This window comes from Nocardia aurea (assembly GCF_003123685.1).
GTDB lineage: Bacteria > Actinomycetota > Actinomycetes > Mycobacteriales > Mycobacteriaceae > Nocardia > Nocardia aurea.
In genome coordinates this window covers 39550-57406 of the sequence record NZ_QCYJ01000154.1, presented here as the reverse complement: position 1 = coordinate 57406, position 17857 = coordinate 39550, and the positions used below count along the sequence as shown (strand labels likewise).

Below are 17857 nucleotides of genomic sequence, written 5' to 3'. Positions count from 1 at the left end.
GGCGGAGAGGTGGGGTCGGATGCGTGTGAACAGGACGACGGTCGATCTGTCCGGATATCCGGATCTCGTCGTCATCTATCTGGGGATGCGGGTGCGTAAACCGCGCGGGATCGCGCGCCTGCTGGGATTGGGGCCGAAACTGTACCGCTCGCATCGGGACCGGCCCGACGGGCTGCTGCTGCACGAGGACGTGGTGTGGGGGCTCTTTCCGCCGCACTGGGGAGCGCGGCAGTATTGGCGCGATCTGGACAGCCTGGAACGGTGGACGCGTTCGGCGCCGCACCGCGATTGGTGGCAGAAATTCCTCGCCGATTCCGGTGGCACCGGATTCTGGCACGAGGCCTATTTCGCGCGCGGCGGAATCGACGCGATGTACGACGATATGGATCCGGGAACCGGGCTCGCGCGATTCGCGCCCGTCGTATCGTCACGCGGGCGGATGTTCTCCACCCGGGGGCGGGTGTACGACAAACCCGCGGGCGTCGCGCCGGTGGTTCCGGAATCGACTTATTACCGAACCGAATCCGAGTGAGCGACACCACATTACCGACCGCTTCGGACGTCACGGGATTGGGATGGGAAACGGTTGGGTAAGTAGTGGGGGTAACGCCCCTGCGGCTGCGGATCGTGACGAATAGCGAGCGACAGTGCGAATATCCGGGTGCGTTCCGTGTACGGCATCCGACCCGCAGGTGAATATATCGGCGCGCGCCTGTGATTCACCCTTTTCGGCCCGTTGGACCGATAACGGGCAGATTACGGTGAACCTATGCACGTCCTGTTCGTCTGCAACGGCAATGTCTGTCGCTCGGTGATCGCCGAGCGGGTCGCCCGCGCCGTCGCGGCCGAACACCGGCTACCCGGGCTGACCGCGGAGAGCGCGGGAACCCGCGCGCTGGTCGGCTTCCCCGTGGAACCGCTCGCCGCGCAGACCATCACCGGCCTCGGCGCCGATCCGGCGGGGTTCCGGGCGCGGAAACTGAAACCGGAGATGATCGACAGGGCTGATCTGGTTCTGGCCATGACCGAACAGCTGCGCGACCAGGCGGCGGCGCTGGCCTTCGGGGCCGCTCCGCGCACCTTCACCCTGCTCGAAGCGCACCGTATCGCCAAGGTCACCGGTGCGCGCACGATCGCCGAACTGCACCGGTCGCGTGACAATCTGTCGCTGGTCGGACGGGAGAACATCGCCGATCCGGTCGGCCTGTCAGAAGCCGCGTTCTGCGAGGTCGGCGACCGGATCGCCGAAACCCTCGTCCCGCTGTTGCTGGCCCTGGCGCCGCACGAACCGACGCATCGCGAGGCCGAGCGGGGTCCGGGACTGGTGATGCGACCGGCGGTCCGTTCGGCCCCGCTCGCGTCGTTCCTGGCGGCACAGCACATCCGTTGAGTGGGACGCACACAACAATTCCGCCCCGACTGTGTCGTCCGCGGGCATCGAGGGATTACACTCCCGGCGAACATACTTCCGCCGTTGATGGTTCGACACACGACAGGAATCAGACATGCCGAAACGAATTTCGGATGTTTCTCTCCATGTTTATGTGACACCGGAAGCCCTGGAACGTGTCGTCGAGACGGTGCGCGGGGTGGTCGACGATCATTTGGAGGACCGCGACGTCTTCGCGTGGCGGTTCACACTGCCCGTCGACACCGAGGACCCCGTCCACATCGTGCTCGAATCCCAGTGGCGGGTAGACCATCCCGACGCGGAGCCCGGTGATCGCCGGACCTACGAGATCGCACTGAGCCTGGTCGGCGCGCAACGCGACCTGAGCGCACCCGGTCTGGCGGCGCTGGAGCGCAGGCTGATGCTGGAGACCGCGGGCGGGATCACCGGTCCCGAGATCCCGCGCACCATCCGGACGCAGCGCCGCGACACCTTCGACTTCGAGACCGAACGGGAAAGCCTGTAGGACAGCCGGATACGCCCCCGATACGACAGGACCCCGCCGGACCTCGAATACCCGAGGACGACGGGGCCCTTCTCGCTTCAGCGACGCGGCGGGAAATGCCGGATCATGCCCTCCTGCACCACGGTGGCGAGCAGGTCGCCGCCGCGCGAGTAGAACCGGCCGGTGGCCAGGCCGCGTGACCCCGCGGCGACCGGGGATTCGGTGGCGTAGAGCGCCCACTCGTCGAAGCGGAACGGGCGATGGAACCAGATGGAGTGGTTCACCGTCGCGGCGACGATGCGATCCAGACCCCAGGAGAGTCCGTGCGTGGTGATGATGGAGTCCAGAATCGTCGTGTCCGACGAATACCCCAGTGTCGCAACGTGGATCAGCGGATCGTCGGGGAGTGTGCCGTCGGCCTTCATCCAGACCCGATTGTGATTGAGCTGCTCCCCGGTGCCCTTCATGATCCAGGCCGGGTCGTTCGTGTAGCGCATATCGATCGGATGCGGCGCCTTGACGAACATCTGCAACTTGTCCTCGAAGCCCGCGAAATGCTCTTCGACCCGCGGCAGCCCGTCCGGATCGGGCACTTCGGGCTTGTCGTGGGCGTGTTCGAGCCCCTTGGCCCACTCCTGGAACGCGGCGAGCATGACGAACAGTTCCTGTCCGTCCTGGCTCGCGGTCACGGTCCGGTTGGCCAGTGAACGGCCGTCCCGGTGCCGGTCCACGCGGTACTCGATCGGCTGCTTGGGGTCGCCACCGCGCACGAAATGCGCGTTGACGACGTGCAGCGGGCGATCACCCGCGGTGCGTCCCGCCGCGATGATGCCCTGCGAGACCAGTTGCCCGCCGAAGGTCCTGCTCGCCACCTTCGCCGGATGCCGACCGACGAAGACGTCCTCGTCGACCTGCTCGAGATCCAGCAGGCCGAGCAGGATGTCGAGGTCGGTCCCCTCCGTCGATTCGATGTCGACGGCGCCACCTAGGGCAGCTGACATTTAGTGATCCTCCTCGCCGATGCGGTGCACATGGATCAGATTGGTCGAACCGACAGTACCGGGCGGGGACCCCGCCACGATGACCACCAGGTCTCCCTTCTCGTATCGGCCCATCGACAGAAGTGATACATCGACCTGGTGGATCATGGCATCGGTGCTGTTCACCGTCGGCACGATGAAGGTTTCGGTGCCCCAGGTCAAGGCCAGCTGACTGCGCACCTCGGGCAGCGGGGTGAACGCGAGCAGCGGCAGGTGGGTGTGCAGGCGGGCCAGCCGTCGCACGGTGTCGCCGGACTGGGTGAAGGCGACCAGCGCCTTGGCGTTGAGCCGCTCGCCGATATCGCGGGCGGCGTAGGAGATGACGCCGCGCTTGGTGCGCGGCACGTGGGTCAGCGGAGGCACCCGCGTCGATTCCATCTCCACGGCCTGCACGATCCGCGCCATGGTCCGCACGGTCTCGATCGGGTACGCGCCGACCGAGGTCTCACCGGACAGCATCACCGCGTCGGCGCCGTCGAGCACGGCGTTCGCGACGTCGGAGGCCTCGGCCCTGGTCGGGCGCGAGTTCTCGATCATCGACTCGAGCATCTGGGTCGCCACGATGACGGGTTTGGCGTTCTCCCTTGCCATCTGGATGGCGCGCTTCTGCACCAGCGGCACCTGCTCGAGCGGCAGTTCCACACCGAGATCGCCGCGCGCCACCATGACGGCGTCGAAGGCCAGCACGACGGCCTCGAGATTGTCGATGGCCTCCGGCTTCTCGAGTTTGCCGATGACCGGCACCCGGCGCCCGACGCGGTCCATGATGTCGTGCACCAGCTCGACGTCGGAGGGCGAGCGCACGAACGAGAGCGCGATGAAATCGACGCCGAGTTTCAGCGCGAATTCCAGATCCTCGATGTCCTTTTCGGACAGGGCGGGTACCGAGATGTCCATGCCGGGCAGCGAGACGCCCTTGTTGTTGGAGACGGGGCCGCCCTCGGTGACGCGGCAGATCACGTCGTTGCCGTCGACACCGGTGACGGTCAGGCCGATCTTGCCGTCGTCGACCAGCAGCCGGTCACCGGCTTTGGCGTCGGTGGCCAATTCCTTGTAGGTGGTGGAGACCCGGTCGTGCGTGCCGTCGACTTCGTCCACGGTGATGCGGACTTCTTCGCCGGTGGCCCAGACCGTGCGCCCCTCGGTGAACCGACCGAGGCGGATCTTGGGTCCCTGTAGGTCGGCGAGGATGCCGACGGCTCTGCCGAGATGATCGGAGGCCTGACGCACCTTCTTATAGTTCTCGGCATGGTCGGCGTGTTCCCCGTGACTGAAATTCAGCCGGGCAACGTCCATGCCGCTCTCGACGAGTTCGCGGATACGGTCCTCGGTGGCAGTGGCCGGGCCGAGCGTGCACACAATCTTCGTCCGTCGCATCACGGGTTAGAGCCTAATCCCGTTGGGGTACCGGGGCCTGTGCTGGCCTCGGTGAAACCTGGGTGAAAACAATGCGCACGCAACGATGCACCGTGCGAGGAGAACTCTCACCGGGCGCGACCTCGGGCTGTTCGGTGGCAGGTGTGCGGGCGAAACCGGGTCACAGCGCGACATTCCGGTGCCGACCGGCATCGGCGCCGAATTTGTGACGTGTAAAGGCCGAAGTGCGTGCGGACGGAGGGAACGCGACGGTCGGGCACTCTCGCGAAACCGCGATGTCCACCCCACTTGACAGAGCGATATTACGCGCGCGTGACAGCGCGCTCACCCCGCCGTTCTACCCCGATCCACCGCCACCGAGGCGACCTCGGTACTCGGGAGACCCCCGGAAATGCGAACGGGCACCCCGCCGTGCGGCGGAGTGCCCTTCTCATGCCTTCGATCAGCCGGATCAGCCGCGCAGCGGGCGACCTTCGGCGTCGGGCACCTTGCCGGTGAGCATCATGATGCCGTCGATCAGCGCCCAGATGCCGCAGCCACCGCAGGTGACGAGTTGCAGGATGCCGATGGTGGTGTGGCCGGTGTAGAAGCGGCCCACGCCCAGGGTTCCGACGAAAAGCTGCAACAGACCCGCGGTCAGCTTCTCCTTATCGGAAAACGGCGTTCCGTACTGGTCGCGGCCGTAGGGAGCTTCGGCGTCACCGGGGTACCCGCCCGGCTGACCGCCGTAGGGCGCGGGGGCATAGCCACCCGGCTGCTGGCCGTACTGGGGCTGCCCGTACTGGGGCTGCTGGCCGTAGGGATCGCTCGGCGGCTGGTTGTACTGCGGCTGTCCCGGTGCGGCCCCCGGCTTGTTCAGGTCAGGCCCCGTGCCCTGCGGGCCGTACTGGGGTCCGCCGGGGTTCTGCTGATAGGGGTCGGTCACGAAATGTCCTCCTCATTTTGTGCGGGCGCTCCCCCGCCTGTGGCGCGTCCTGTCGGACGCCGGAAACCGTGACCCTGTTCGCCACGGACCGGCGGGTTCGACGACGAGCGTGTCCGACTGGTTCCGGCGGGCGCCGAATCGGCTCTCCCGCTCGGATTCCACCCCGAGACCTGCTCGAAGTCGTGTCCGACTCGGCGGCTTCGCCAGACTCTACTGTCTTCGGCTCCGCGACGCCGACCTCGGCCGACTCGTCGTCCGGCGAACGGTTCGCCGGACCCGCTACGGTTATCGCACGGCGTGACCGATCCGTTGCCGTTTCGGCCGAGAAATTCGCCGGAGGCGCGGAATCCGTGCGCGCGCCCGCGAATGCCGGGGCGTCTCAGGACCTGTCGGCGGTATCGCCCTCGGCGACGGCGGAGGTGTCGTTGCCGGTCGCGGCCGAATTCTTCGTACCGTTGACGCCGTTCGCCGCGGACTTGCCGGATTCGGTGGCGGACGATGCCTTCGAGGTAGCGGAGCTCGTCTCGCTCGGCGTGGCCTCCGAATCCGGTTCGGCCGTCGTGGCGGATCCACTCGGCTTCGCGACGGTGGCGGATTCGGCCTCGGCGGCGGATTTCCCGAGGGCGACCGATGACGCCTCCGACTCGTCCTCCGTGGATTTCACGTCCGTCTCCGATTCAGCCTTCACGTCGGGTTCGTCGGCGGTCTCGGACTTCGCGTCGTCGTCGGACTCCGCTTCCGCCCCCACGACCGGTTCGATCACCTCCGGATTCGCGCCCACCGCACGCAGTTCGGCGAACTGCCACGGCCACGGGCGGCGCACCGCGTCGGGTTGCAGCATCTGCGCTGTCTCACGGCCCTTGGTCGCGAAGACGAAGTAGGCGATGGCCGCGAGGAATACCAGGGCGGAGGTGAAGGAGTTGATGCGGATACCCGCGATATGGGTCGCCTCGTCGTCACGCAGCAGTTCGACCACGAAACGGCCGACGCAGTAGCCCGCGACGTAGAGCGCGAACAGGCGACCGTGCCCGATGCGGAAACGCTTGTCGATCTGCACCAGCAGCACGACCACGATCAGGTTCCAGACCATCTCGTAGAGGAATGTCGGCTGCACGACCTTCTCGACGACGCCGGTGGAGACGCCGTTCATCATGTCCAGCTTGCCGTCGTCGTCGAAACGCAGGTTGATCTCGAGTCCCCACGGCAGGTCGGTCTCCCGGCCGTAGAGTTCCTGGTTGAAATAGTTGCCGAGCCTGCCGATGGCCTGGGCGAGCAGAATCGGCGGCGCGATGGCGTCACCGAACGCGGGCAACGGGATTCGGTAGATCCGGCAGCCGATCCAGGCGCCGATGCCGCCGAGGAAGACCGCGCCCCAGATACCGAGACCACCCTGGTAGATCTTCAGCGCGTCGAGCGGATCACCGCCCTCGCCGAAGTACTTCTGCCAGTCCGTCGCCACGTGGTAGAGCCGTCCGCCGACGAGTCCGAACGGTACGGCGAACATCGCGACGTCGAGTACCGTGCCGGATCGTCCGCCGCGCTCCTGCCAGCGGCGTTCGCCCCACCAGATGGCGACGACGATGCCGATGATGATGCACAGGGCATAGGCCCGTAGCGGGAACGGACCGATCTGCCACACGCCCTGCGAGGGGCTGGGAATGTAGGCCAGCACGTCGCTGTTGGCCACGACACTGTCTGCCAGGACTCGTAAGGTCACGGTCGCCACCGTAGCGGAGGCACGACCCCCGGCGAGCGTCGCGGTCCGATCACACGCCGCTCAACGGCGCGAGCCGACGAAGACCGGAACGGAAACGCCGGTCACCACGCACCGCGTATCACGGCGGTGACACCGCGAATCACGGCAGCCGATCAGGACCGTACGGTCGCGGAGCGAACACCCTCGGCGAGTTCGGCGGTGAGCGTGTGCACCGCGTCCAGCCCTTCGGCTGCGGCGCTGACCAGCGCCGAACCGACAATGACACCGTCCGCGTACGACGCGATCTCGGCGGCCTGCGCACCCGATCGAACACCGAGGCCGACGCCGATCGGTATATCGGAATGCGTGCGGATCCGCGCGCACAGCGCGGGCGCGGCCGAGGAAACCATGTCGCGCGCTCCGGTCACACCCATCGTCGACGCCGCGTAGATGAATCCGCGCGAGGCCTCCAGGGTCTTGACCAGTCGCTCCTCGGTGGAGGACGGCGCGACCAGGAAGATCCGGTCCAGATCGTGGGCGGCGGAGGCGACGAACCAGTCGTCGGCCTCCTCCGGGATGAGATTCGGGGTGATGATGCCCGCGCCGCCCGCACCGGCGAGATCGCGCGCGAACCGGTCGACGCCGTAGCGCAGCACCGGATTCCAGTAGCTCATGACCACGGCCTGACCGCCCGCGGCGGTGATCGCCTCGACCACGGAGAACACGTCGCGCACGCGGACGCCGCCGCGCAGCGCCTGTTCGGCGGCGGCCTGGATCGTCGGGCCGTCCATGACGGGATCGGAGTACGCGACGCCGACTTCCACGATGTCGCATCCGGATTCGACCATCGCCTTGCACACGGCGATGGACCCGGCCAGATCGGGATAACCGGCGGGCAGGTAGCCGATGAGCGCCGCCCTGCCCTCGCCGCGCGCGGCGGCGAAGGTGTTGGCGAGGCGGGACTGCTGACTCATGCGCCGGTCTCCTCGTCGTGCTCGTCGAACAGACCGAACCAGCGGGCCGCGGTGTCCATATCCTTGTCGCCACGCCCGGACAGATTGACCAGGATGATCGCTCCCGGTCCGAGTTCCGCGCCCAGTTTCAGCGCACCGGCCACGGCGTGCGCCGATTCGATGGCCGGGATGATGCCTTCGGCGCGGCTCAGCAGCAGCAGCGCGTCCATCGCCTCGGTGTCGGTGATCGGCCGGTACTCGGCGCGCCCGACATCCTTGAGGTACGCGTGCTCCGGACCGACGCCCGGGTAGTCCAGGCCCGCCGAGATCGAATGCGATTCGATCGTCTGGCCGTCCTCGTCCTGGAGGAGGTAGGAGTACGCGCCCTGGAACGCGCCCGGTGTGCCGCCGGTGAAGGTGGCGGCGTGCCTGCCGGTGTCGACGCCGTCGCCCGCCGCCTCGTAGCCGATCAGCCGAACGTCGGTGTCGTCCAGGAAGGGGTGGAAGATGCCGATGGCGTTGGATCCGCCGCCGACGCAGGCCACGACCGCCGCGGGCAGTCCGCCGGTGAGCGCGCGTACCTGGGCTTTCGCCTCCATGCCGACGATGCGCTGGAAATCGCGCACCATCATCGGGAACGGATGCGGGCCCGCCGCGGTGCCGAAGCAGTAGTAGGTGGCGTCGGCGTTGGTGACCCAGTCGCGCAACGCCTCGTTGATGGCGTCCTTGAGGGTCTGCGAACCGGTCGTCACCGAGACGACCTCGGCGCCGAGCAGACGCATGCGCGCCACGTTCAGTGCCTGCCGGGCGGTATCGACCGCGCCCATGTAGACGACGCATTCGAGGCCGAGCAGCGCGCACGCGGTCGCGGTCGCGACGCCGTGCTGGCCCGCCCCGGTCTCGGCGATGACGCGGGTCTTGCCCATCCGCTTGGCGAGCAGTGCCTGCCCGAGCACGTTGTTGATCTTGTGCGAGCCGGTGTGGTTGAGATCCTCGCGCTTGAGCAGGATGCGCGCGCCGCCCGCGTGTTCGGCCAACCGCGTGCATTCGAAGACCGGCGAGGGCCGTCCCGTGTAGTCGCGCTGCAAGCGGTCGAGCTCGTCGAGGAAGACCGGGTCGAGCCTGCACTTGTCGTATTCGGCGGTGACTTCCTCGATGACCGCCATCAACGCCTCGGGCACGTGCCTACCGCCGTAGACGCCCCAGTGGCCGCCCGGATCGGGCTCGTGCGCGCTGCGCTCGTGGACGCCCTGACTGGCCTTGGGCAGCGAACTCGTCGCCATCACCGGCCCCTGCGGGCCGGTTTGGGGCAGGACGGGTGGGTGCCCGCCGTCACCAGCTGCAACACCGCCGCGCGGGGGTCGCCACTGGTCACCAGACCCTCACCGACGAGGACGGCATCCGCGCCCGCGCCCGCGTAGGCGAGCAGGTCGGCGGTGCCGCGCACGCCGGATTCGGCGATCCGGATGACCTCGGTCGGCAGGCCGGGGGCGATCCGCGCGAAGACGTCGCGATCGACCTCGAGGGTTTTGAGATTGCGCGCGTTCACCCCGATCACCGAGGCGCCTGCCTCGAGCGCGCGGTCGGCCTCTTCCTCGGTGTGCACCTCGACCAGCGCGGTCATGCCGAGCGATTCGGTGCGGTCGATCAGCGAGGAGAGCACGTCCTGTTCCAGGGCGGCGACGATCAGCAAAATCACGTCGGCGCCGTGCGCGCGGGCCTCGTGGATCTGGTACGGGCCGATGACGAAATCCTTGCGCAGGATCGGGATGCTCACCGAGGCGCGCACCGCGTCCAGATCATCGAGTGAACCGCCGAAACGACGGCCTTCGGTCAGGACGCTGATGATGCGCGCGCCGCCGTCCTCGTAGGCCTTCGCCAGACTGGCCGGATCGGGGATGTCGGCGAGAGCGCCCTTGGACGGACTGGATCGCTTGACCTCGGCGATGACGCCGATGCCGTCCTCCAGGAGTGCGGCACGGCCGTCGAGCGGCGACGGGGCGCGGGTCGCGGCGGCTTTGATGGCCTGGAAGTCCAGGACGGCTTCGCGAGCGGCCACATCCGCGCGGACCCCGTCGAGAATCGAGTCGAGTACCGTCATCTGGCTCGAATCCTTTCTGGGGAGACGGACTTGCTGCCTGAGAATCCCCCCAGGCGCTGTCTCACCGATGCTGACAAAGAATAAATGGCGTGCTCTTTCCCGATCGCGGCGGGGTTGGCCCGGCCACGACACCTCCGGTCGGGTATCCCGCGCGCGACGTGGCGCGCGGTGCCCGCGATGACGTCAACGGTCATGGCCGCCCGGTTCGTCGCGGTGGGACTTGTCCTGCGCGTCGTCGGCCGCCGCGGTCTCTCCGGAACTCTCCTCGGTCGGGTCGGTGCCCGCGTCGAGCGCGTCCCACAGCACCCGTTCGGACAGACCGCCGTCGGGGGCGTCGGCGTCGCGTTTGGCGACCTGTTCGGTGGCGGCGGCGCGGCGGAACACCGGATTGTCGTATTTGCCGGACAGTCGCGCGGTCTGTTCGGGCATTCGCGCCAGCAGGACCGCCGCGACGAAGGCGGCGGCGGCCGCGGCGAGGGTGAGCCAGGCCGGGAACGGCGCGACGACGACCTCGGTGACCGTGGCGCGCCCCGGCAGCTCGGCCAGTGTCGCGGCGCGTTCCTCGGTCGCGCCGGAACCGGTCAGCAGCGCGAAGGACGGCACGGCGGTCACCGCGGCGACCAGGCCGACCAGGATGCCGACGATACGACGCAGCCAGCCGCGCGTGGCGAGCACCGCCGCGACGGCGGACAGCAGGACCAGGGCGAGCGGGGTGAGCGCGCCGAACCAGTCGCTGCCGAGGAGTTCGTCGGTTCTGGGCTGGGTCAGGCCGTCGGTCGACGACACCGTGACCCAGGTCAGGCGCGAAGAACCCCACATGGCCGCCGCGGCGAGCGCCATGAGCGTGATCGCGCCGACCGGATACCGGCGTGCCTGCCGCGCCGCGCTCGGCGCGGCGCCCGCATCGGGTTGCTGATCTGTCACGGCGGGATCCGTCATCGGCTACCGTCCGGCGCGGGCGGGACACCCGGCTCCATGCCGTAGGCGCGCAGGGTTTTCGCGGCGGCGACGGCCTTGAGCACCGCCATCGCCTTGTTCCTCGCCTCCACGTCCTCGTATTCGGGATCGGAATCGGCGACGACGCCCGCGCCCGCCTGCACATAGGCCGTGCCGTCCTTGAGCAGGGCGGTGCGGATGGCGATGGCGGTATCGGCGTCGCCCGCGAAATCGAGATACCCGACGACGCCGCCGTAGACGCCGCGACGGGTCGGCTCCAATTCCTCGATGAGTTCCATCGCCCGCACCTTCGGCGCACCGGACAGCGTGCCCGCGGGGAAGCAGGCGTTGACCGCGTCGAGCGCGATCCGCCCGGGGGCGAGACGGCCGGACACCGTCGAGACCAGGTGCATGACGTGGCTGTAGCGCTCGATGTGGCGGTAGTCGGTGACCCGGACGGTGCCCGGCTGACAGACCCGGCCCAGATCGTTGCGGCCCAGGTCGACCAGCATCAGGTGCTCGGCGTTCTCCTTCTCGTCGGCCAGCAGGCCCTTCTCGAGCAGCAGATCGTCCTCCTCGGTGACACCGCGCCAGCGGGTGCCCGCGATCGGGTGCGTCGTGGCGACGCCGTCCTGCACCGTCACCAGGGATTCCGGACTCGACCCGACGATGGAGAACGCGGTACCGCCGTCGCCGTCGGGGATATGGATCAGGTACATGTACGGACTCGGGTTGGAGGCACGCAACATCCGGTAGAGGTCGATCGGCGCGCCGTCGTAGTCCATCTCGAAGCGCTGCGACAGCACGACCTGGAAGGCTTCGCCCGCCTCGATCTCCTTGATCAGCCGTCGCACGCCCGCGCCGAATTCCTCGGTGGTGCGCCTGCGCAGGTATTCCGGTTCGGGCTGATCGAAGACCGACACCGTGGACGGCGACGGCGCGGCGAGCGCCGAGGTCATCCGGTCCAATCGCGCGACGGCGTCGTCGTAGGCCTCGTCCACCCGTTCGGCGGTGCCGTTCCAGTTCACCGCGTTGGCGATCAGCGTGATCGCGCCCTCGTGGTGATCGAACGCGGCGAGATCGGTCGCGAGCAGCAGCACCATCTCGGGCAGCCCCAGATCGTCGGTCGCGATCTCGGGCAGACGTTCGATCCTGCGGACCGCGTCGTACCCCAGATAACCGACCATGCCTCCGGTCAGCGGGGGCAGATCGGGCAACCGCTCGGTGCGCAGCAATTCCAGTGTCTCGCGCAGCGCGAGCAGTGGATCGCCGCCCGACGGCGCGTCCACCGGGATATTGCCGAGCCACGTCGCCTCGCCGTCGACGACGGTCAACGCCGACGGACTTCCCGCGCCGATGAAGGACCAACGCGACCAGGACCGCCCGTTCTCCGCGGACTCGAAAAGGAAGGTGCCCGCCCGGTCGCCGCCGAGTTTGCGGTACGCGGACAGCGGAGTTTCCGAGTCGGCCAGCACCTTTCGGATCACCGGGACGACCCGATGCTCCGCGGCGAGGGCGTGGAACTGTGCACGGGTCGTGGTTGTCGGTGTCGACGCGCCTGGCATGGCCCCATCATCCCAGCACCGGCTCCCCCGCCGACGAGCGGTGTCCACACACGTTCGCCGCACCCGTCCCCGACCCGCACCGCGCCGGAGTCGCCGTCCGGGCCCGCGCCGCGATCGCCGCCGTAACTTTTTCCGCGACGCGACGATTCGCCGACGACGGGTAGTGTCCGAGTCATGCAGACAGGTCAGCTCGCCCCCCTATTCGAGCTCCCCGATCAGTCCGGTACGCCCCGTTCGCTCGAAGCACTGCTCGCGGACGGTCCTCTGGTTCTGTTCTTCTATCCCGCCGCCAACACGCCCCTGTGCACCGCCGAGGCCTGCCATTTCCGTGATCTGGCCGCCGAATTCCAGAAGATCGGCGCGTCCTGCGTGGGAATCAGCACCGACGGCGTCGACACCCAGGCGGGGTTCGCCGCCAAACAGGGCCTCGGCTACCCGCTGCTGTCCGATTCCGACGGCGCGGTCGCCGCGCAGTTCGGCGTCAAGCGCGGACTGCTCGGCAAACTCGCGCCGGTCAAACGCCAGACTTTCGTCATCGATACCGACCGCACCGTGCTGAAGGTCATCGCCAGTGAGATCCGCGCGGGCGTGCACGCCGACGACGCGCTGGAATTCCTGACCAAGCGTGCCGGATAGGAATACCTCCGCGCGATCGTAAACGGGGCCGTGCGCCGTCGCTCGAGCGGTGGCACCGCACCGACCGGCGCCGGATCCGTCGCCGATACCGCGTGTGTCCGGCACGAAACTCCTTCTCGCCGACAGGGATTCGGCTGTCACGACAGTGACCGAGACGACGAGATCGGTCTCGGCCGCGCCAGGCACACCGGATCGCTTCGACGTGGCCCCGGTCGATCCGGCCTTGCGGCAGAACTGCTGGATGCCCACCCCACCGGACGCCATCAGCGGTGCGGGCGGCGGCAGTCCTCCGCGTTACGCGGGCGCCCGGGTCGATCCGGCCTTGTCGCAGAACTGCGGTACCCCCATCCCGCCGGAGCTCATCAGCGTTGCGGGCGGCGGCGGACCTCCGCGTTACGCCGGGCCGCACCCGATGCCCGGTCTCCGACGCGGGCGGCGAGCCGGCGAAGGCAGTACCGACGATCAGCCGATGCGGTCTCGATCCGCCGAAATGCCCATATAGCGGAGGCGGCGGCGGTTCGACGCCCTGCCGAACCGCTGCGGCAACCGCGCGTGACGCGCTCACCGGCAGGTTCGGCGCGCCGATAGGGTCACGGCACCGGCTACCGGCGGTCACCTCCGAAACGGCGGTGGCCCACGCCGCTACCTCCACGCGATCGAGCAGCAACCGTGCCGATATTCCGGTGGAGATTTCACCCATCCTGTGAATGACCTCACGACATCCGGCAACTCTGAGACGGTCGAGCGAAGTCGTGGCAAACTCGATATTCGCAGGTGACAGTGACTATCGGACTTGTGAACGCACGTCGCTGGCTCGAGAGAGGCACATGGTGACGAAGTGGCTCGACCCCGTCGAACAGCGGGCGTGGCGCGCGATCGTCGCGCTCATGACCCGGTTGCCCGGCGCCCTCGATACGCAGTTGCAGCGTGAGTCCGGAGTCACCCATTTCGAGTACTGGGTGCTGACCCTGTTGTCCGAGGAACCGGGTCACCGCCTCCAGATGAGCGATCTGGCGCACAAGGCGAACGCGTCGCTGTCCCGGCTGTCGCACGTGATCTCCAAGTTGGAGCGAATGGGTTTGGCGGAACGGGTCGCGACCCAGGGCCGCCGCGGCGTGCACGCGGTCCTCACCGACAACGGTTATCTGAAGGTGGTCGAATCGGCCCCCGGCTACTTGGACACCGTGCGTCGTCTGGTGTTCGACGGTCTGGCCGCCGACGAGACCGCGCGATTGGCCGATTTGAGCGAACTCCTGTCCACCCGGCTGACCGAGGTGCTGTCCAGACCGGACACGGCCGCCGGGGCCACCGACGACGACGGCTGAGGGACGCGGATCAGGCGGGCTCGCCCAGTAGCAGGTCGGCGTCGAAGCAGGTGTGCGTGCCGGTATGGCAGGCGGCGCCCTCCTGGTCGACGACCAGCAGGATCGTGTCGCCGTCACAGTCGAGCCGGACCTGGTGGACGTATTGGGTGTGCCCCGAGGTCTCCCCCTTGACCCAGTACTCGCGGCGCGAACGCGAATAGTAGGTCGCCTTGCGGGTCGCCAGCGTGCGCGCCAGCGCCTCGTCGTCCATCCACGCGACCATCAGGACGTCGCCGGTCGCCCGCTCCTGCGCCACGGCGGCCACCAGACCGGCCTCGTTGCGCTTGAGCCTGGCGGCGATATCGGGGTCGAGTGTCATGTCCCCCGTTATAACAAGGCGCGGGAGACGCGACGTCTTCGCCCTACCGCTGCCCTACTCCTGCTGGCTCGTCTGCAACTCGATCGCCACCAGCAGTTCGACCAGGTCGTTGATACTGCGGACGTTGCGGCCGGTCAGTTCCTGAATGCGCCCGAGCCGATATTTGGCGGTGTTGTGGTGGATGCGCAGTTCGTCGGCCGCCTCGCGCAGGTTCATATCGGCGGCGGCGAAGGCCCGGATGGTGTCGGCCAAGACGCCGCCACGGGTGCGGTCGTCGGTCAGCGCGGCGCCGATGCGCGGGTCGACGAGATGACGGGCGGTGTCGTCGGCGCGCAACATCAGATAGCGGAACGGACTCAGCTGCGGCAGGGCGAGCACGCCGCCGTCCTCCGGTAGCAGTTCCAGCGCGGCCTGGGCCTGCTGATAGGCCCGGGGGATTCCCGCCACCTCGGAGACGGACGGACTGATGCCGATGGCGAGGGAGATCCCTTCCGAGCGCAGTTTCTCCCGCATCACCCGCAGTCGCTCGCACAGTTCGTCGCTGCTGCCGCTGCGCCCGAGGACCGGAACGGCGACGACCTCGCCGCCGCGCACCACCGACAGTGTGCGCAGCCCGTTGACCCCGATGCGCGAGGTCGAGGCGCAGACCAGATGTCTGACCTCGGCGTCGGAATCGGAGGATTCCCCGCGCCGGGTCGCCGTGCCGAGAACCACCACCCTGACCACGACCATCGGCGCGGTGCGATCGGCGACGATGCCGTGCGCGTTGGCCGTCACCAACTGGGTGCCGCGCTCGGGCAGCACGCCGTCGAGCAGGGATTCGAGCAGTTCCCTGCTGTCACCGCCGACCTCGGCCGAGAGGTACTGCTGGAATTCCAGGTAGGCGTGCGCCGCCTGGGTGCTGATCAGATCGCAGAAGCGGGTGAGCGGGGCGACCATGGACAGGGTGGCCTCGCGAGCGGCCTCGGACTCCCCCGCGTGCGCGAGCATGGTCTTCCAGGTGGCCTGCTGCCCCAGCCGGAAGGCGTTGATGTAGTCGACGAGGGTGAGTCCGGACTGGGCCCGGCGCGCCGCAGCCCGGCGAACATAGGCGAAATCCTCCGAGGTGACCCTGCGTTTGTCGAGCATCGCCTCGAAGCCGGTCCGGTTCAACCGGGCGAGTTGATCGTGCACATCGGCGCGGAAGCCGGTGTCGCGGGCCGAGTAGCCGGGAATCTGAGTGGTGATCGCGGAGATCCCGGCATCGGCGATATCGCGCGCGTGCTCGAAAACCGTGCCTGCGATCCGCCTGCGCTCGGCGTACACAGTCTCCGGATCCGAGGTGGCGCGCGGGTGTGATCCAGATGACATAGTCGGATACTCCACGGCGACGCCCCGGGGTGTCAACACACCCGATTCGCGAACCGTCCATGTCCGCAGAGGACAAATTCGTCGGCGGAGTTTGAGCCACGAAGCCCAATGTGTCTCCCAACCTGCGATTTTACGCTGGCACGACCAGATACGCCGGTAGCAGACCGCGTTGTCCCGCACGGATTTCGCCCGCGAAAAAAATCGCGGGCCGGAGGACGAATGCTCGAGATATCCCACCTGACCGTCCGCTTCGGCGGCATCACCGCATTGCACGATGTCGGATTCGCGGTAGCGCCCGGCGAGATGGTCGGGCTGATCGGACCGAACGGCGCAGGTAAGACGACGCTGTTCAACTGCATGACCCGCCGCTACACGCCTAATTCGGGCACCGTGCACTACCTGGGTGAGGACCTGGGCGGGGTGCGACCGGACGCGCTGGCAGGCCTGGGCATAGCACGAACCTTCCAGAATCTGGGCCTTTTTCCGCATTTGTCGGTCAGAGACAATGTGTTGGTCGGCGCGCACCATCGCGCCGGAGCCGGTTTCGTCTCGGCGGCGCTGCGACTGCCGAAGGTCCGCCGCGAAGAGCGGCGGCTGCGCGCCGAGGTGGATGCCCTGCTCGAGCGGCTGGATCTGGACGACGTCGCCGACCATTCCGCCAGTGGCCTGCCCTTCGGCACGCTCAAGCGCATCGAGCTGGCCCGCGCGCTCGCCGTCGAGCCGCGACTGCTGCTGCTCGACGAGCCGGTCAACGGACTCAGCCACGGTGAGGTCGGCGAATTCGCGAATCTGTTGCGGTCGCTGCGCGACGAACTGGATCTCACGGTCGTCGTCGTCGAACACCACATGGGTTTCGTCATGGGCCTGTGCGACCGGGTGGTGTGCCTGGAATTCGGCAAGGTGATCGCCGAGGGCACCCCCGAAGTCGTGCAGAGCGATCCCGCCGTTATCGCGGCCTACCTCGGGACAGCGGCATGAGCGCTGACCCCTACCTACTCGTCACCGATCTGCACGCCGGCTACGGCGCGGCGAAGGTTCTGCACGGATTGAGTTTCTCGGTCGCCGAAGGCGAAGTCACCGCCATCCTCGGGCCGAACGGCGCGGGGAAGACGACACTGCTGCGCGCGCTGTGCGGAATGGTCAAGGTGCGCGGTGAGATCGAACTCGGCGGCACCTTGGTCGCCGGTCGCGCGCCGGAAGCCATGGCGCGCCTCGGCGTCGCCCACGTTCCCGAGGGTCGTGGCACCTTCGGCCAGCTCAGCGTCGAGGAGAACCTGCGACTGGGCGCCTACCGGCACCGCGACCGCGTGCGTATCGACGCCGATCTGCGGCGCGTTCTCGACTACTTCCCGGTTCTGAAGGAACGCCTCGGCGAGGCGGCGGGCGGATTGTCCGGTGGTCAGCAGCAGATGCTCGCCATCGGCCGGGCGCTGATGCTTCGCCCGACGCTGCTGCTGCTCGACGAACCGTCCCTCGGCCTGTCTCCCGTGGTCACCCAGGAGCTCTTCCAGATCGTGCACACCATCAACCAGGAGGAACGCACCACCGTGATCGTCGTCGAGCAGAACGCTCACCTCGCACTGGCCACCGCGCACCACGCGCATGTACTCGAAACCGGCCGAATCGTTCTGTCCGGCACCGCAGCGGAGATCCGCGCCGACGAGCGTGTGGTGCAGTCCTACCTCGGATACCAGGTCTGA

General features: G+C 68.0%; 17 protein-coding genes and 1 pseudogene. 7 read left to right on the top strand and 11 right to left on the bottom strand.

Annotation, left to right across the window (positions count from 1 at the left end; all coding sequences use genetic code 11):
• The first annotated feature begins 19 nt into the window (after positions 1–19).
• From DAT37_RS38110 to DAT37_RS38100, 3 genes are all read left to right on the top strand, one after another.
• Positions 20–532 carry a monooxygenase family protein gene (locus tag DAT37_RS38110; RefSeq protein WP_109529808.1) on the top strand — a complete coding sequence of 171 codons (513 nt, stop codon included), beginning with the start codon at positions 20–22 and terminating at the stop codon, positions 530–532.
• Between the two features lie 237 nt (positions 533–769).
• Positions 770–1390: an arsenate reductase/protein-tyrosine-phosphatase family protein gene (locus DAT37_RS38105; protein ID WP_109529807.1), complete on the top strand. Its 621-nt coding sequence runs from the start codon at positions 770–772 to the stop codon at positions 1388–1390.
• Positions 1391–1544: 154 nt separating this feature from the next.
• Positions 1545–1916 carry a hypothetical protein gene (locus DAT37_RS38100; RefSeq protein ID WP_232840253.1) on the top strand — a complete coding sequence of 124 codons (372 nt, stop codon included), beginning with the start codon at positions 1545–1547 and terminating at the stop codon, positions 1914–1916.
• A 77-nt stretch (positions 1917–1993) separates the two neighbouring features.
• Here DAT37_RS38100 and DAT37_RS38095 read toward each other — a convergent pair whose 3' ends face one another.
• The 9 genes and pseudogenes from DAT37_RS38095 to DAT37_RS38055 all read right to left on the bottom strand — a co-directional run bounded on the left by DAT37_RS38095 (position 1994) and on the right by DAT37_RS38055 (position 12488).
• Complete coding sequence (locus tag DAT37_RS38095; protein WP_109529805.1) at positions 1994–2896, bottom strand: acyl-CoA thioesterase; 903 nt, start codon at positions 2894–2896, stop codon at positions 1994–1996.
• Entirely contained in the window at positions 2897–4315 is a 1419-nt protein-coding gene (gene pyk, locus DAT37_RS38090) for a pyruvate kinase (protein WP_198654645.1), read from the bottom strand.
• A gap of 448 nt (positions 4316–4763) precedes the next feature.
• Complete coding sequence (locus DAT37_RS38085) at positions 4764–5237, bottom strand: TM2 domain-containing protein (RefSeq protein WP_109529803.1); 474 nt, start codon at positions 5235–5237, stop codon at positions 4764–4766.
• Positions 5238–5844: 607 nt separating this feature from the next.
• Positions 5845–6924: pseudogene (lgt, locus tag DAT37_RS38080) on the bottom strand (prolipoprotein diacylglyceryl transferase); the annotation flags it as partial.
• Between the two features lie 182 nt (positions 6925–7106).
• Positions 7107–7907 carry a tryptophan synthase subunit alpha gene (trpA, locus tag DAT37_RS38075; RefSeq protein ID WP_109529801.1) on the bottom strand — a complete coding sequence of 267 codons (801 nt, stop codon included), beginning with the start codon at positions 7905–7907 and terminating at the stop codon, positions 7107–7109.
• Positions 7904–9169, bottom strand: a complete 1266-nt coding sequence (gene trpB / locus DAT37_RS38070) for a tryptophan synthase subunit beta (RefSeq protein WP_109529800.1) — start codon at positions 9167–9169, stop codon at positions 7904–7906. The genes trpA and trpB overlap by 4 nt, the downstream gene beginning before the upstream one ends.
• Positions 9169–9987: an indole-3-glycerol phosphate synthase TrpC gene (trpC, locus tag DAT37_RS38065; protein WP_109529799.1), complete on the bottom strand. Its 819-nt coding sequence runs from the start codon at positions 9985–9987 to the stop codon at positions 9169–9171. Before trpC ends, trpB begins: the two co-directional genes overlap by 1 nt.
• A 183-nt stretch (positions 9988–10170) precedes the next feature.
• Positions 10171–10911, bottom strand: a complete 741-nt coding sequence (locus tag DAT37_RS38060; RefSeq protein WP_232840252.1) for a TIGR02234 family membrane protein — start codon at positions 10909–10911, stop codon at positions 10171–10173.
• An 11-nt stretch (positions 10912–10922) separates the two neighbouring features.
• A complete protein-coding gene (locus DAT37_RS38055) occupies positions 10923–12488 on the bottom strand; it encodes an anthranilate synthase component I (RefSeq protein WP_109529797.1) in 1566 nt (521 codons plus the stop codon).
• A 174-nt stretch (positions 12489–12662) separates the two neighbouring features.
• Here DAT37_RS38055 and DAT37_RS38050 point away from each other — a divergent pair, with 174 nt between their 5' ends.
• Together DAT37_RS38050 and DAT37_RS38040 are read left to right on the top strand one after the other, a co-directional pair.
• Positions 12663–13124, top strand: a complete 462-nt coding sequence (locus DAT37_RS38050) for a peroxiredoxin (protein ID WP_109529796.1) — start codon at positions 12663–12665, stop codon at positions 13122–13124.
• 827 nt (positions 13125–13951) lie between these two features.
• Entirely contained in the window at positions 13952–14449 is a 498-nt protein-coding gene (locus DAT37_RS38040; protein WP_109529794.1) for a MarR family winged helix-turn-helix transcriptional regulator, read from the top strand.
• Positions 14450–14459: 10 nt separating this feature from the next.
• Here DAT37_RS38040 and hisI read toward each other — a convergent pair whose 3' ends face one another.
• Together hisI and DAT37_RS38030 are read right to left on the bottom strand one after the other, a co-directional pair.
• Positions 14460–14807, bottom strand: coding sequence for a phosphoribosyl-AMP cyclohydrolase (gene hisI, locus DAT37_RS38035; protein ID WP_109529793.1), 348 nt, complete (start codon positions 14805–14807; stop codon positions 14460–14462).
• A 54-nt stretch (positions 14808–14861) separates the two neighbouring features.
• On the bottom strand, positions 14862–16157 hold the full coding sequence (locus DAT37_RS38030) for a PucR family transcriptional regulator (RefSeq protein ID WP_109529792.1): 1296 nt from the start codon (positions 16155–16157) through the stop codon (positions 14862–14864).
• A gap of 219 nt (positions 16158–16376) precedes the next feature.
• Here DAT37_RS38030 and DAT37_RS38025 point away from each other — a divergent pair, with 219 nt between their 5' ends.
• Together DAT37_RS38025 and DAT37_RS38020 are read left to right on the top strand one after the other, a co-directional pair.
• Entirely contained in the window at positions 16377–17135 is a 759-nt protein-coding gene (locus tag DAT37_RS38025) for an ABC transporter ATP-binding protein (RefSeq protein WP_109529791.1), read from the top strand.
• Positions 17132–17857, top strand: a complete 726-nt coding sequence (locus DAT37_RS38020; protein WP_109529790.1) for an ABC transporter ATP-binding protein — start codon at positions 17132–17134, stop codon at positions 17855–17857. Before DAT37_RS38025 ends, DAT37_RS38020 begins: the two co-directional genes overlap by 4 nt.

What these genes read in the sequence shown, in the direction of transcription:
- DAT37_RS38040 (WP_109529794.1), top strand. Translation starts at nt 13,952, where the DNA reads ATGGTGACGAAGTGGCTCGACCCCGTCGAACAGCGGGCGTGGCGCGCG.
- DAT37_RS38030 (WP_109529792.1), bottom strand. Translation starts at nt 16,157, where the DNA reads ATGTCATCTGGATCACACCCGCGCGCCACCTCGGATCCGGAGACTGTG.
- trpA (WP_109529801.1), bottom strand. Translation starts at nt 7,907, where the DNA reads ATGAGTCAGCAGTCCCGCCTCGCCAACACCTTCGCCGCCGCGCGCGGC.
- DAT37_RS38020 (WP_109529790.1), top strand. Translation starts at nt 17,132, where the DNA reads ATGAGCGCTGACCCCTACCTACTCGTCACCGATCTGCACGCCGGCTAC.
- trpC (WP_109529799.1), bottom strand. Translation starts at nt 9,987, where the DNA reads ATGACGGTACTCGACTCGATTCTCGACGGGGTCCGCGCGGATGTGGCC.
- DAT37_RS38110 (WP_109529808.1), top strand. Translation starts at nt 20, where the DNA reads ATGCGTGTGAACAGGACGACGGTCGATCTGTCCGGATATCCGGATCTC.
- trpB (WP_109529800.1), bottom strand. Translation starts at nt 9,169, where the DNA reads ATGGCGACGAGTTCGCTGCCCAAGGCCAGTCAGGGCGTCCACGAGCGC.
- hisI (WP_109529793.1), bottom strand. Translation starts at nt 14,807, where the DNA reads ATGACACTCGACCCCGATATCGCCGCCAGGCTCAAGCGCAACGAGGCC.
- DAT37_RS38050 (WP_109529796.1), top strand. Translation starts at nt 12,663, where the DNA reads ATGCAGACAGGTCAGCTCGCCCCCCTATTCGAGCTCCCCGATCAGTCC.
- DAT37_RS38105 (WP_109529807.1), top strand. Translation starts at nt 770, where the DNA reads ATGCACGTCCTGTTCGTCTGCAACGGCAATGTCTGTCGCTCGGTGATC.
- DAT37_RS38055 (WP_109529797.1), bottom strand. Translation starts at nt 12,488, where the DNA reads ATGCCAGGCGCGTCGACACCGACAACCACGACCCGTGCACAGTTCCAC.
- DAT37_RS38095 (WP_109529805.1), bottom strand. Translation starts at nt 2,896, where the DNA reads ATGTCAGCTGCCCTAGGTGGCGCCGTCGACATCGAATCGACGGAGGGG.
- DAT37_RS38025 (WP_109529791.1), top strand. Translation starts at nt 16,377, where the DNA reads ATGCTCGAGATATCCCACCTGACCGTCCGCTTCGGCGGCATCACCGCA.